This window comes from Nonomuraea insulae, from assembly GCF_042656245.1.
This window is the reverse complement of the sequence record NZ_JBHSPA010000049.1, coordinates 41,415-55,415: the sequence shown is the minus strand read 5'-3', so window position 1 is coordinate 55,415 and position 14,001 is coordinate 41,415. Positions and strand designations below refer to the sequence as shown.

Annotated in this window: 12 protein-coding genes and 1 pseudogene; 6 read left to right on the top strand and 7 right to left on the bottom strand. The window is 68.5% G+C overall.

All coding sequences use genetic code 11. The annotated features are described in order from the left end of the window. Window positions 1-21 precede the first annotated feature (21 nt). Window positions 22-804 carry an enoyl-CoA hydratase/isomerase family protein gene (locus tag ACFPZ3_RS39625; RefSeq protein ID WP_379519500.1) on the bottom strand — a complete coding sequence of 261 codons (783 nt, stop codon included), beginning with the start codon at window positions 802-804 and terminating at the stop codon, window positions 22-24. A 570-nt stretch (window positions 805-1,374) separates the two neighbouring features. Between ACFPZ3_RS39625 and ACFPZ3_RS39620 the strand changes: the two are divergent. The 3 genes and pseudogenes from ACFPZ3_RS39620 to ACFPZ3_RS39610 form a co-directional block, all read left to right on the top strand. Further along, window positions 1,375-1,950 (top strand): annotated as a pseudogene (locus ACFPZ3_RS39620) (ThiF family adenylyltransferase); the annotation flags it as partial. A gap of 1,131 nt (window positions 1,951-3,081) precedes the next feature. Next, the gene (locus ACFPZ3_RS39615) at window positions 3,082-3,588 is read left to right on the top strand and encodes a hypothetical protein (protein ID WP_379519515.1); all 507 of its coding nucleotides are present in this window, start codon (window positions 3,082-3,084) and stop codon (window positions 3,586-3,588) included. A gap of 61 nt (window positions 3,589-3,649) precedes the next feature. After that, window positions 3,650-5,002: an ABC1 kinase family protein gene (locus ACFPZ3_RS39610; protein ID WP_379519499.1), complete on the top strand. Its 1,353-nt coding sequence runs from the start codon at window positions 3,650-3,652 to the stop codon at window positions 5,000-5,002. A 1,089-nt stretch (window positions 5,003-6,091) separates the two neighbouring features. Here the strand turns inward: ACFPZ3_RS39610 and ACFPZ3_RS39605 are convergent. Then, window positions 6,092-6,721: a TetR/AcrR family transcriptional regulator gene (locus ACFPZ3_RS39605; RefSeq protein WP_379519498.1), complete on the bottom strand. Its 630-nt coding sequence runs from the start codon at window positions 6,719-6,721 to the stop codon at window positions 6,092-6,094. 87 nt (window positions 6,722-6,808) lie between these two features. Here ACFPZ3_RS39605 and ACFPZ3_RS39600 point away from each other — a divergent pair, with 87 nt between their 5' ends. Next, window positions 6,809-7,396, top strand: coding sequence for a hypothetical protein (locus tag ACFPZ3_RS39600; protein WP_379519497.1), 588 nt, complete (start codon window positions 6,809-6,811; stop codon window positions 7,394-7,396). 313 nt (window positions 7,397-7,709) lie between these two features. Here the strand turns inward: ACFPZ3_RS39600 and ACFPZ3_RS39595 are convergent, their stop codons facing one another. The 4 genes from ACFPZ3_RS39595 to ACFPZ3_RS39580 form a co-directional block, all read right to left on the bottom strand. Next, window positions 7,710-7,979, bottom strand: a complete 270-nt coding sequence (locus tag ACFPZ3_RS39595) for a WhiB family transcriptional regulator (RefSeq protein WP_195902416.1) — start codon at window positions 7,977-7,979, stop codon at window positions 7,710-7,712. A gap of 127 nt (window positions 7,980-8,106) precedes the next feature. Beyond that, the gene (locus tag ACFPZ3_RS39590) at window positions 8,107-8,376 is read right to left on the bottom strand and encodes a hypothetical protein (RefSeq protein WP_379519496.1); all 270 of its coding nucleotides are present in this window, start codon (window positions 8,374-8,376) and stop codon (window positions 8,107-8,109) included. 115 nt (window positions 8,377-8,491) lie between these two features. After that, on the bottom strand, window positions 8,492-9,361 hold the full coding sequence (tesB, locus tag ACFPZ3_RS39585; protein WP_379519495.1) for an acyl-CoA thioesterase II: 870 nt from the start codon (window positions 9,359-9,361) through the stop codon (window positions 8,492-8,494). 101 nt (window positions 9,362-9,462) lie between these two features. Further along, entirely contained in the window at window positions 9,463-11,505 is a 2,043-nt protein-coding gene (locus ACFPZ3_RS39580; RefSeq protein WP_379519494.1) for an ATP-dependent DNA helicase UvrD2, read from the bottom strand. A gap of 189 nt (window positions 11,506-11,694) precedes the next feature. Between ACFPZ3_RS39580 and ACFPZ3_RS39575 the strand changes: the two genes are divergently transcribed. Next, window positions 11,695-12,552 carry an alpha/beta hydrolase gene (locus ACFPZ3_RS39575; protein ID WP_379519493.1) on the top strand — a complete coding sequence of 286 codons (858 nt, stop codon included), beginning with the start codon at window positions 11,695-11,697 and terminating at the stop codon, window positions 12,550-12,552. An 86-nt stretch (window positions 12,553-12,638) separates the two neighbouring features. After that, window positions 12,639-12,887, top strand: a complete 249-nt coding sequence (locus ACFPZ3_RS39570) for a glutaredoxin family protein (RefSeq protein WP_379519492.1) — start codon at window positions 12,639-12,641, stop codon at window positions 12,885-12,887. A gap of 4 nt (window positions 12,888-12,891) precedes the next feature. Here the strand turns inward: ACFPZ3_RS39570 and nudC are convergent, their stop codons facing one another. Further along, entirely contained in the window at window positions 12,892-13,866 is a 975-nt protein-coding gene (nudC, locus tag ACFPZ3_RS39565; RefSeq protein WP_379519491.1) for an NAD(+) diphosphatase, read from the bottom strand. Between the last annotated feature and the right edge of the window lie 135 nt (window positions 13,867-14,001).

The window sequence follows — 14,001 nt, the reverse complement described above, 5'->3', positions numbered from 1 at the left end:
TTGTTTCTGCTGGTCAGATGATTAAGAGCCGGTGAATTTGGGCATGCGCCTTTCCCGATGTGCTGCCAGGCCCTCGATCATGTCCGCTGAGGCCATGGTCACGGGCTGAGCCAAGGATTCCCACCTCAGAGCCGCTTCCAGGTCTTGATGGTCTTGGTTCAGGGCCACTTTGGTGAGCCTTGTGGCAATGGGCGCGTTCTGTGCGATCTTCCCGGCGATGTCCCCCACTTCCGACATTAGGTCATTTTTCGGGAAAGATTGATTTACCAGACCTTTGTCCGCTGCTTCCGTTCCGGACAGGCTGCGGCCCGTCAGAAGCATCTCGCGCGCCAGCCCCGCGCCAGCCCTCCGTGGGAACAGGTACGTGGCCGCCATGCCCGGGTGCAACCCCAGCGAGGTGAACGGGGCCAGCAGCTTGGCGTCGTCGGCCGCGTAGACGAGGTCGCAGGCCAGCGCCACGCACAGTCCTGCCCCTACGGCTGGGCCGTTGACGGCGGCGATCGTGGGGATCTCGAGCTCTGTGATCGTCAGCCAGGCGCGGTAGAAGGTCAGCATTCGGTCGCGCAGGTGGGGGACGGTCTCCGTACCGCGTTCGCCGAGCCACGACAGGTCGCCGCCCGAGGAGAAAGCTGTCCCCGCGCCCGTGACCACTACGCAACGGGCCATTGTGTCCGTGGCCAGGGCGGACATCGTTTGTCGCCATTGGGCGGTCATGGTGTCGGTCATGGCGTTGCGGAGGTCGGGGCGGTTGAGGGTGATGTGTACGACTCCGTCGTCTTTGCGATCAACCAAGAGCTCGTCCATGCGGGGAAGCGTAACGCGGGCCATGACTGCGGGACCGGGCGCTCGCCCGTCCGAAGCGCCTCGGCTACTTGCCGCCTGACCGCTCAACTTGCTCCACTTGCTCCACTTGCTCCATTTGCTCTCGGTGCGGTGGGACCCGGTGGGACCGGTGGGTGCGGTGGCCCAGTCGGCCCGGTGGGACCGGTGGGACCGGTGGGACCTCTGGGACATGTGGGACCAGACCGCCCGGTGGGACCGGTCGGCCCGGCCAGCCCGGTGGGACCGTCCGGTGCGGTGGGCCCGGTCGGCGCGGTGGGCCCGGTCGGCCCGGTCGGCCCGGTGGGACCCAGAGCGCCCGGGGGAACGGTCGGTGCGGTGGGCCCGGTCGGTGCGCTGGGCCCGGTCGGCGCGGTGGGAGGTGGGCGCGGTGAGGCCCGTCCACGGAAAACCGGTTTGCCCCCTTATCGCGATCGCGCCGCGCTATGAACGGGCTGATCCACTTCCGCCGATCATGGCCCTATCCACAGGTGACGCACATGCGGCCGAGTTATCCACAGTCCCCGCCGAACCCACTCGGGATCTTGTTCCGGCATGGAAACCTTTCCCGCCATGAGGCCACGTGTGAAGCCCACCCTCCGACGCATCCTCCGCGACGAGCAGACGCTGCAATACGGCGTCCACCCTCTCCGTGCGGTCATGCTGAGCGGCCTGACCAAGCCCGTCCGGCAGTGGATCGAGAGCCTCGACGGCACCCGCGACCTGGATGCCGTTCTGCACGACGCGGCCCTCGCGGGTCTCGATGAGATCCGCGCGCGGTCCCTGCTCAACCAGCTCGCCGTCCAGGGCGCCCTCCACGACGCCGCCATCGGCCCCGGGTCCCTCCGCGACCTCCCGCTGGCCGAACGCGACCGCCTGAAACCAGAGCTCGACGCCCTCGACCTCGCTTCCACCGCCCCAGACGGCATGATCACTCTCTTCGAGCGCCGCCGGAGGTCGCGCGTGCGCGTCTACGGGGCCGGCCGGGTCGGATCACAGGTGGTCGCCCTGCTCGCCGCCGCCGGAGTGGGCAACATCCGGGTGCTCGATCCAGGCACGGCCCAGCCTGCGGACGTCACACCCGGGGGCCTGACATGGGCGGAAGTGGGCCTACCTCGTGAGGTGGGCGCCGTGGCGATCGCCAGAAGACTCACATCGGGCGGTGTCCCCGGCATGGAGATGGACGACCCCACCGATCCCCCAGAAGCCGCCATACCTCCGTACCCCACCGAAAGCCCTCGACTCACCACCCCACGCAACACTTCCCCCACATCCCAACGCGGCACCTCCCCCGCAGCCCAACGCGGCACCTCTCCCGCCACTCCACGCGGCACCTCTCCGACTCCCTCACGCGGCATCTCCCCCGCAGCCCAACGTGACACCCCTCCTGCCACTTCACGTGCTGCCTCTCCCACTCCCTCACGCGGCACCTCCCCCGCCACTCCACGCGGCACCCCCTCACGTGCCGTCTCCCCTGCTCCTTCGCGCGGAGCTACTCCGCCCCCCTCACGCGGAGCCTCTCCCGCCTCCCCAGGTGGCATCTCTCACGCCCCGCCGCGCAACTCCTCTGCCAGCCCTCCCGGAGCCGCTTCACGGGATGGGCTTGTCGCCCCACGCGGTGCTTCGCCTGCTGCCCAGCCCAGCTCTCCCGCCACATCTGCGCGCGGGCGTGCAGCCTCACCGCAAAGCCCCTCTACCGCATCTGCGCGCGGGCCGGCCACCTCACCGCCAAACTCCTCCGCCACATCTGCGCGCGGGCGTGCAGTCTCACCGCAAAGCCCCTCTGCCGCATCTGCGCGCGGGCCGGCCACCTCACCGCCAAACTCCTCCGCCACATCTGCGCGCGGGCGTGCAGCCTCACCGCAAAGCCCCTCTACCGCATCTACGCGCGGGCCGGCCACCTCACCGCCAAACTCCTCCGCCACATCTGCGCGCGGGCGTGCAGTCTCACCGCAAAGCCCCTCTGCCGCATCTGCGCGCGGGCCGGCCACCTCACCGCCAAACTCCTCCGCCACATCTGCGCGCGGGCGTGCAGTCTCACCGCAAAGCCCCTCTGCCGCATCTACGCGCGGGCCGGCCACCTCACCGCAAAGCCCGTCTGCCGCATCTCCGCGTGGGCGCGCCACCTCGCCAGGCCCCGCTGCGGCCTCGCCGCGTAGCGCCTCTTCCGGTTCTCCGCCCAGTTCGCCTGGCACCTCCGCACGTGGTGGAGGTGCCGCTGATTCGCACGGTGGCATGCCTGCGGACGGAGTGAGGCCGACTGTGAATGTGCTGGCGGGTGGGTCGTTTCTTGGTGACAAGTCGGATCGGCCCGATCTTGTCATCCTGGCGCCGGTCACCCCTATGGACATGGTGCTGGTCAACGAGTTGAGCTCTCTGAAGATCCCGCACCTGCTCGTGTCGGCCTTCGAGGGGCATGGGACCATCGGACCGCTGGTCCTGCCGGGTGATTCGGCATGCCTGCACTGCCTCGACCTGACGCGGCGTGACCGTGACCCCCTCTGGCCGATGGTCACGGCCCGGCTGGGCGGCTATCCGCCGGGCGAGATCGCGTGTGATGCGGCTCTCGCCAGCGTGGTGGCGGGGGCGGCGGTCGGCCATGCGCTTGCTCATATCGACGGCAGAGAGCCTGCTGTGACCAACGGCACAATGGAGGTAACCCCTGATTGGCGCTGGAAGAGGCGGTCGTGGAAGGTACATCCGCAATGTCGTTGTATGCGAAACAATCCTTATTCGCTAAGAATGGTCATGGTATCTAACCGCGACTGACGTGCTCAGAGGACGCCACGAAGGGGGGAAGCGGTATCTCGCAGAGGTTCCGCGCATCAGTGTGAGCGATCTTCCGCGCCGTGCTGTCACGCGTTCGGCCAAACTGGCCACCCTTCCACTCAGTTATGCGGGCCGAGCCGCGCTGGGGCTCGGCAAGCGCATCGGAGGCAAGTCGGCGGAACTCGTGGCCCAGGAAGTACAGCAGCGTACGGCCGAGCAGGTCTTCAAGGTTCTCGGCGAGCTCAAGGGCGGCGCGATGAAGCTGGGCCAGGCCCTGTCGATCTTCGAGGCGGCACTGCCGCAGGAGATCGTCGGGCCCTACCGCGCCGCGCTGACCAAGCTGCAGGAGGCCGCGCCGCCGCTTCCCGCGTCCACGGTCCACAAGGTTCTGAGAGAGCAGCTCGGTGACGACTGGCGGGAGCATTTCCTGTCGTTCGACGACCAGCCGACGGCGGCCGCCTCGATCGGACAGGTGCACAAGGCGGTGTGGCACGACGGCAGGGAGGTGGCCGTCAAGATCCAGTATCCGGGCGCGGGCAAGGCCCTGCTCGGCGACTTCGCGCAGCTCTCGCGCCTGGGCAAGCTGTTCGGGGTGCTGCTGCCGGGTCTCGACATGAAGGCCGTGCTGAACGAGCTGCGCGAACGGATCGCCGAGGAGCTCGACTACCTGCGGGAGGCCGAGGCGCAGCACGCCTTCGCGCTGGAGTTCAACGGAGATCCCGACTTTCACGTCCCCGATGTGGTGGCGGCGAACGAGATGGTGCTGGTCTCGGAGTGGATGGACGGCACGCCGCTGTCACGCATCATCTTCGAGGGCACCAAGGAGCAGCGCGATCAGGCGGGCCTGCTCTTCGTACGCTTCCTGTTCTGCTCCCCCGCACGCGTCGGAATGTTGCACGCCGACCCGCACCCCGGCAACTTCCGCATGCTGGCCAACGGCAAGCTCGGCGTCCTCGACTTCGGCGCGGTCAACCGGCTGCCCGAGGGGTACCCCAAGGCGTTCGGGCAGCTGACGCGCATCTTCAATCAGGGCGATATGGAAACCGTCATGACGGGCCTGCGTAAAGAGGGCTTCATCCGTCAGGACGTGGAGATCGATCCCGACGCGCTGCGTGCCTTCCTGGCGCCGTACGTGGAGCCGACGGCGGTGGAGGAGTTCACCTTCAGCCGGGAGTGGCTGCAGGCACAGGCGGCCAGCGTCACGGACCTCCGGCCGACCAACGTGATCCGCCAGCTCAATCTGCCCACCACCTACGTCCTCATCCACCGCGTCCACGCGGCCGGCATCGGCGTCCTCTGCCAGCTGGGCGCCACGGCCCGTTTCCGGGACGAGGTCATCCGCTGGGTGCCCGGCTTCGCCGACGACCCCGGCACCGACCCCGATCCTGACGGCCAGCCGCTGGCGATCGGTTAGTCGGACCAGAGCCCACCCTGCCCGCTCGCCTGCCCACTGGGGGCGGGCGAGTAACCCGGCAGCGATCTCGGCGGAGTTGACGAAGCCCCACCGTTGACGAAGCCCCACCGTTGACGAAGCCCCACCGTTGACGAAGCCACCACCGTTGCCGCCCCACCGTTGGCGAAGGGGTGGGATTTTGGGGAAGCGCTGTTGAACTATGGCTACTCTGTGTAATTATACGAGTGCAATCCGTTACTCTCTCTTGGGAGGATACCCATGCACCGATCTGCGCGCCTCTTGGGTGCTGCCGCGCTGACGACCGTTGGGCTGCTTGCTGTCGCTCCGGCTGCGCACGCCGTCGTCGATCCGGCCGTCATCGCCGAATGCCTGGCCGCCAGTGCGGGCGATGTCACCACGCTCGTCGACCCGACGGCCCCCGGCCTACCTGCTGAAGTTCCTGCCGTGCACTGCCTCGCCCCTTGAACGCACCACACCATCGTGGAGCGCCCCGAACCCTCACTGGTTCATCGTGAGCTGGGCGGCCACGGGGTCGGTGGATTGACAGGGCTGCCCGTTCGTACCGTCCCCGGCGGGTCTTCGATCTTCCGCACGGGCCTTACGGGAGGCGGTGGCAGGCAGCCCTCAGGCTGGCTGGTGGAGCACAGTGCTCTACCAGCCAGCGTCATTTCCCGTCGGTGATCCGCACGGCGGCCGGGAAGTACCGGGCGGCGGGAAGTACCAGGCAGTGGGAAGTGCCAGGCGGCAGGAAGTACCAGGCGTCGTGTCAGCGTGGGCGGAGGGGCAACGCTGGACCTCGGATGCGGCGATGGCGACGTGTTGTGGCTCGCGCCGAGGTTGAGGTGAAGGCCTTCACGAAACAGCGCGGTGGGGCAAGGTAAGGCCGGAGTGAGGCCTTTACGAGACGGCACGGTGAGCAAGGTCACGTCAGCGTGACGCCATCACGAGACGGCGCGGACAGCACGATCAGGCCAGGGCGAAGCCTTCACGAGACGGCACGGTGAGCAAGGTCACGTCAGCGTGAAGCCATCACGGGACAGCGCGGACAGCACGATCAGGCCAGGCTGAAAGGTTTCATGGGAGGCGCGGTCAGGTCAGGCCGGCGAGGAGGGCTTGGAGGCCGTCGGTGAGGATGCGTTCGCCCTCCTCATCCGAGTTGAGGAACCAGCCGGGCAGCGGGCTGCGGTTTGAGCAGGTCAGTTCGATGCTCACCAGGCCGTGGATCGTGGTCCACACCAGGTACGCCGCGCGCTGCGGATCCGCCGGCTGGATGAGTCCCGCGTCGGCGGCGGCCGAGGTGGCTTCGGCCAGGGGGTCGAAGCACAGGCGGAGGGCGTCGTCGCGCTGCTGGGGCGAGGGGTCGAAGTCGGGGAGCGGGCGTTCGAACATCAGCGCGTACAGGGCCGGGTCGGACAGGGCGAACCGGCGGTAGCCGTACGCCACGGCCATGATGCGGGCGAGCGGGTCCGTGTGGCCGTCCAGCGATCGGGTCATCGCCTCGTGGAGGAGGCCGAAGCCGTGTTCGTAGATCGCCTCCAGCAGGGCGGCGCGACCGCCGAAGCAGGTGTAGATGCCCATCGTGGAGGTGGCGGCGGCGTCGGCCACGCGGCGGAGGGTCAGGAAGAGCGCGCCGCGCTCGCGCAGGACGCGCATGGCCGCGTCGAGCAGGTCCTGGCGCAGCGCGCCGAGTTCTTTCGGGGTGCTTACGGCTCTCGGCACGCTCTCACCATATCGGTTGATAACGAGCATCATAACGAGCGTTATCACCGAGAGAACCGAGAGAACCGAGAGAAGGGACTGCCCGACATGAGCATTCATCGGGTCGCTGGGGCGGCGGGGTTCGTGTGTGCCTTGTTGCTCGTCTTCAACTCCGCCCGCCGCGCCGGATTCCTGCCGGAGACGGCGTTCACCCATGCCGTCGCACCGTTCGCGGCCCTGGCGGGCTTACTCGCGATCACCGGCATCTACCTGCTCATACGTCCGACGGCCGGGGCTCTCGGGCTCGTCGGGTACGTGCTCAACTCGGCCGGGCTCGCCGGGGCGTTCGCCATCGAGTACACGTTGCACTTCGTCTTCCCCTACCTCGGCGGCGGCACCGTGACCGGGCTGCTGGCCGGGAGCACCGGGCGGGCGTTCCTGGTCACGTCGGTCATCCTGCTGGCGGGGGTGCTGATGTTCAGCGCGGCGGCGATCAGGAGCGGGGTCATGCCCGTGGCCGGTGTGCTGCTCTACGCCGTGGGCATGGTGCCCGGGGCGCTGCGGAGCGCGGTGCCGCAGCCCGTCTATCTGATCGGGCTGGTGGTGGCGGGCATCGGGATCGCGTGGATGGCGTCGCGGCTCTGGTCCGTGGAGGAGAAGCCGCAGGCGCGGCCCGTGGTGCGAAGCGCGACGTGAAAGAGCCGGGCGCCAACCGGCGCCCGGCTCTTATGGAGAATCCGAACGGGAGATCCTGCGCCGGCGGCAGGATCTCCGCGATCAGACCTGGCGGCTCAAGGCCATGCGAAGGCGGTCGTTCGCCCGCTTGACCTCGCGCCGCGCCCGCTGCACGCGACTGACGCGCAGGATGAGGCGCTGTTCGGCCGCCTCACGGTGGAGGGTTTGTATTCGGTCATTTACCAATTCATGAAACATATTCGGCACTGCGAGGCCCCTCGTCGGTCCAGTGTTCATTGGCTTGTTCGCTTTCTGGTGTGTAGGTGCGTGATGGTCAGGCAGCGACCGGGTGCTTGCGCGGACGCCCGCGCGGACGCTTACGGGGAACGACGGTCCCCCTGAGGACCAGCTCGCCGCCCCAGACGCCCCACGGCTCCTCGCGCTCGAGCGCGCGGGCCAGGCAGGCCTTCTGGATCGGGCAGCCGCCGCAGAGTGCCTTGGCGAACTCGACGTCCTCCGGCGACTCGGCGAACCACAGGTCAGGGTCGGTACGACAGGGGATCTTGGCTTCGTCGATCAGGTCCATGATCGTCTTCGCCCCCATCTGCTTTCTCCTTCGATCGATCTTTTTGATCTGGGTCGGGCACCTCATCGGTGGTCGGGGATCACGGACAAACAAGAAGGCCGCGGATCCTGTCTGCGGATCCGCGGCCCTGGAGGCTTGTTGCCGGTCAGGTTATGACCGGTTCATCCCTCCAGGGATGCGGACCGCGCAGTCCACCCTTGGTGAGCTGGTTGGCCGGCAGTTCGATACGTGCGGTGTAGACAGAAGCCCCTTGCTTGGCGGCACCGGCACCGGAGTGGGCGCGCGCATAGAAGGCGGCGGCCTGACTACGAGCAGACTTCTCCTGCCGGAGCTTGGTGGGACCATCACTGAGTCTCACCGCGTCACGGCATGCGGAGGCGAGCCACTTCGTGGCCGTCATCTCGATGCTGATCACAGGGACTCACCTCCACTCTCTGGATCGTCGGAACAGGACTGTCCGACTCGCTTGACCATGACCCTAAACCGGGAAGCCGGGAAGGGGCAACATATTTTCTACCTGCGATTTCGTGTCACTTCGTCAGGCGAATCATGGCCTCTTGTACGACCGAGACCACGAGGTCACCCGACGCGGTGAACATCTCACCCCGCGCAAGCCCTCGGGCTCCGCCCGACCACGGGGACTCCTGAGCATAGAGCAGCCAGTCGTCGGCCCTGAAGGGGCGGTGGAACCACATGGCGTGGTCGAGGGAGGCGCCCATGACGTTCGAGGCGCCCCAGGCCATGCCGTGCGCCAGCAGGATCGTGTCGACGAGCGTGAAGTCGGAGGCGTACGCGGCCAGCACCACGTGCAGGAGCGGGTCGTCCGGCAGGTCGGCCTGGTAGCGGAACCACACGTTGGTCTGGGCGCTGCGCAGCTCGGGGTTCTGGTAGGCCTCCCAGGTCAGCGGCGAGGCGTATCTGCTGTCCACGGGCCGGGGCCTGGAGAGCCAGTCGCGCAGGTCGGGATTGTCGCCGACGAGGTTGTACATGCGGTCCTGGAAGCTCGCCAGCGTCTCCGGCTCGGGCACCGCCGGCATCACCGACGCCTGGTGCGTCACGCCCTCCTCGAAGACGTGGAACGACGCCGACATGGTGAAGATCGCCTTGCCGTGCTGGATGGCCTGGATGCGGCGGGTGGTGAACGAACGTCCGTCGCGCAGGCGTTCGACGTTGTAGACGATCGGGATGGTCGGGTCACCCGGCCGGATGAAGTACGCGTGCAGGGAGTGCACGTGACGGTCCTCGGGGACCGTGCGGCCGGCCGCCACCAGGGCCTGGGCCGCCACCTGCCCGCCGAAGACACGCTGGATGCGCTCTTCCGGGCTTCTGCCACGGAAGATGTCGAGCTCGATCTGCTCCAGGTCGAGCAGATCCAGCAACTCCTTCAGCGCCTCGTTCACGTGTCCGGCCCCCTTGTGATCCCGTCGTGGGACAAGTCTGACGTGCTACCCGTTCCCACCCATAGCTGGGCCCAGGATTCCCTGCTTGGATTTCGGGGTGGTTACGAACGGCAGAGATCGAGCACGGCCTCGCCGTACCGGTCGCACTTGACCTTGGTGACCCCGGGGATCGAGCGCAGTTCCTGCTCCGTGACCGGAGCCCGTTCGGCGATCGCCTGCAGGGTCACGTCGGTGAAGATGACGTACGCGGGCACCTTCGTCTCCTTGGCGGTGGCCGTACGCCAGGACTTGAGGCTTTCGAGCAGGGCCTCGTCGTAGTCGGCGGGGCAGGTCGAGCAGCGGCCCAGCTTCTGCTCGGCGGCGGCCACCAGCGTCTTCGCGCACACCCTGCAGCTCACCGGCGCGGCCACCTGGCGGCGTTCGCGCGTGGCGGACGCGACGCGCGGCGGGGCGGAGGCGCGGCCGGTGAGGCCGTCGAGGAAGCGGGACGGGCGGCGGCTCTTGCGGCCTCCGGGGGCGCGGGCCAGGGCCCACGAGATCGACAGGTGTTCCCTGGCGCGCGTGACGCCCACGTACAGGAGGCGGCGCTCCTCCTCGATCTGGTCGGGGCTCTCCGCGTAGATGATCGGGAGCATGCCGTCGGTGACGCCGACGAGGAAGACCGCGTCCCATTCCAGGCCCTTGGCGGCGTGCAGCGAGGCCAGGGTGACGCCCTCCACGGGGGGCGCGTGCTGCTCGGAGGCGCGGCGTTCCAGCTCGGCCACGAACGCGGGCAGGCCGGCCCCCTCAGCCGCCATGTCCTCGGCCAGGTCGGCCAGGGCCTTGAGCGACTCCCACTTCTCCCTGGCCTTGCCCCCGCCGGGGGGCGACGGGCTCAGGCCGACGCCGGCCAGGATGTGGTGGACCTCCGTGGCCAGCGGCTCCTCGGCCGCGGAGCGGGCGGCGCCGCGCAGCAGGACGACCGCCTGGCGTACTTCAGGGCGTTCGAAGAAACGCTCCGCGCCGCGCAGCACGTAGGGGATCTCGGCCTTGCCCAGGGCCTCCTCGTATGACGCCGACTGCGAGTTGACGCGGAACAGCACCGCGATCTCCCGCGAATGCACCCCCTTGTCGAGCAGCTTCCTGATGGCCCTGGCCACGCCGGCGGCCTCGGCGGGCTCGTCGTCGTAGTCGCTGAAGACCGGTTTGGGGCCGTCGGGACGCTGCGCGACCAGCTCCACGCGGTGCGGGGACTTGCCCTTGGCGATGACGAGGTTGGCCAGGTCGACCACCTGGGGGGTCGAGCGGTAGTCGCGTACCAGTTTGATCACGGCCGCGTCGGGGTGCTCCACCGCGAACCCCGTCAGGTAACGCGGGCTGGCGCCGGTGAAGGAGTAGATCGTCTGGTTGGGGTCGCCGACCACGCAGACGTCGTCGCGACCGCCGAGCCAGGTGTCGAGCAGGAGCTTCTGCAGCGGGTTGACGTCCTGGTACTCGTCCACCACGAAATAGCGGTACTGCTGCCTGATCTGCCCCGCCACCTCCTGGTGCTCGGTCATCACGGCCGCGGTCAGTTCGAGGATGGTCTCGAAGTCCAGCAGGTGGCGTTCGCGCCTGATCTGCTCGTACGCCTCGTAGACGCGCGCCAGCTCCTCCACCGGGATCGGCGGCGTGCGGTGGTATTTGGCCGCGCCCGCCACGTAGTCCTCGGGGCCGACCTGGGTGACCTTGGCCCACTCGACCTCGGAGGCGATGTCGCGCAGCTCCGAGCGGTCGGCGTTCCTGCGGACCAGGCGGCAGGCCTCGCTCAGGACGGGGAGCTTGGACTCGATGATCGACGGGGCCGAGCCGCCGATCACGCGCGGCCAGAAGTAGGTGAGCTGGCGCAGCGCCGCGGCGTGGAACGTGCGCGCCTGGACGCCGGGCGCGCCGAGCGCGCGCAGGCGCTGGCGCAACTCGCCGGCCGCGCGAGTGGTGAACGTCACAGCCAGCACGCTCTGGGCGTCGACGACACCGCTGCGGACCGCGTACGCGATGCGATGGGTGATCGCCCTGGTCTTACCCGTCCCCGCACCTGCCAGCACACATACCGGCCCGCGCACGGCCTCGGCCACCGCACGCTGCTCAGGGTCGAGTCCGATCAGTACGTCGTCCGCATGGTTCACCCGTGTATCCTCCCAGCCGCTGGCGGTGAAGCGCCTTATTCTGGCAACATGCGCCCCGGCGTATGTTTGTAGTCATCAGGATGCAAAGAACTGGTCTCCTCCCCCACAATGGGGCCGACCATGTGCATGGGGGAAAGGAAGGCCGTGCGAACTGCGGTTTCCGCGAGCGTTCTCGCGCTCGCTGCCGTTGTGCTCACACCAGTCGCCGCCGGTGCGGCCAAGGAGCCCGTTCCGTCCCCCACGGTGGACCAGCAGGTAGACGCTGACGGGCTCGGCGGGCTATCGGCGGAGACGGTCAAATACGGCTCCCACGTGCGGGAGAGCATGGACGTCTGGTGGACGCCCGACGGGCAGCAGCGTCCGGGGATCTTCCTCATCCACGGCGGCTGGTGGTCCAGCGGCGACAAGAAGTACATGAAGGAGATCACCCGCGGCTACGCCGAGCTGGGATACACGGTCTTCAACCTCAACTACCGGCTGTCCAGCGACGCCGTCTGGCCCGCGCAGCGCTCCGACGCGCTCGCCGCGATCGCCACCGCGCGCAGGCACGCCGACCGGTGGGCGTTCGATCCGGGTAACTACGTGGTGGTCGGATTCTCCGCCGGCGGGCACATCGCGGCGGCCGTGGGCACGTACGGAAACGGCATCAGCGGGCTCAAGGGCGTGGTCGGGCTGTCGCCGATCATCTCGCCGCTGCGCGCCTACACCGACGGCGAGAACTCCGCCGACCCGAACAAGCGCAGGCTCCGCACCGCCGCGATCAAGCTGGCCGGCGGCTGCGCGCCCAAGGGCAAGTGCTCGCGCATCTGGGCCAGCATGGAGGTGGCCTGGCACGCCAGCCGCAAGGACGCGCCGATGCTGACCGTCCACTCGCAGAACGAGTTCGTGCCGCCGGCCCAGAGCCAGTTGGTCAAGCAGACGCTCGGGCAGGTGGGCGTGCCGGTGACGGTGCTCACGGCGCCCGGGATCAGCCACGCCACGGCGATCTACCGGGAGCCGGGGGTTGCCGAGAAGGTGCAGGCATGGATCGAGGCGCGCATCGGGTAGGAATCGGGGATTAAGCGGACGCTGCGGGTTGTTGCACGGATCGCCTGATTTCCTGACCCTGCCTGACCCCGGAGGGATTTCCCAACATGGCGCTCACGGTTTACAGCACCACCTGGTGCGGCCCCTGCAAGCGGCTCAAGTCTCAGCTCGCGCGCGAGGGCATCGTCTTCGACGAGGTCGACATCGAGCGCGACCCGGCCGCCGCCGAGTTCGTGATGAGCGTCAACAACGGCAATCAGGTGGTGCCGACCGTCGTGATCGACACCCCCAAGGGCCGCGTCGTGCGGACGAATCCCTCGGCTTCCGAGGTCAAGCGCCTGCTCGAAGCGGCCTGACAGGTCACCAGTCGCCGACGAGCTCGCCGCCGTACCAGGTCTCGATGAGGCGGCGGGCTATCGACACGGGGGGCGGCAGGCGCAGCTCGCCCGACTTCAGCGCGCGCGTGAGCTCCTCCCTGGAGAACCAGTGCGCCTCGGCGATCTCCTCCGCGTCAGGTGTGAGCGTGGTCGTCGTGGCCTCGGCGAAGAAGCCGAGCATGAGGCTGCGCGGGAACGGCCAGGGCTGGCTGCCCAGGTAGCGCGCGTTGGTGACGCTGACGCCGACCTCCTCCGCCACCTCGCGCGCGACGGCCGCCTCCAGCGACTCCCCCGGCTCCACGAACCCCGCCAGGATCGACAGCCGCCCCTCCGGCCAATGCGGCCCGCGGGCCAGCAGGCAGCGGTCGGCCTCGTCGCGGACGAGCATGATCACGGCCGGGTCGACGCGCGGGAAGTGCTGGCTGGAGTCCTGCGGGCAGACCCGGATGTGGCCTCCGGCCTGCACGGTCGTGCGGGAGCCGCAGCGCGGGCAGAACTCGTGCGTCGAGTGCCAGGCCTCCAGCGCCACGGCGTAGACCAGCAGGCCCGCGTCGCGGTCGCCGAGCAGCCCGCCGACCTGGCGCAGCCCGGCCGCCACAGGTTTGCCCTCGGGCGTTTCGCGCAGGGCCATCGGGATCGTCACGCGGCCGTTGACATCGCCATGGGGAATGCCCGGCAGCGGTGCGGACACCGCGAAGTAGGCGACCCCCTCTTCGACGCCCAGCAGATAGCGCTCCCCCTGTGGCGCCTGCTCCGGCGTATACAGCACCGCCTGCACTTCATCGCCCGCCCGCCGCACCAGGGTGTAGCCGTTGTCGATCACCAGCACCCTGGTCGTGGCGTCGGACCAAGCCCGCTCCAGCCACCGCTCGTCGGCACGCAACGCCGAGGACCGATCGATGGTTCCGCGCGCCAGCAGCAGCGGTCCGATGAGTTGTTCTTCCGCGGCTGTCTCCACTTGCCGTCCCCTCCCCAATCCCATGTCATCCTATGACCTCGCAGTTAGGCGGCGATTACGGTATCCGGGCCCCGGGGTGATCTCGCTGGGGCTAAGATCGACGAGTTAGGTTAGCCTTACCTGATTCTTCGGGGG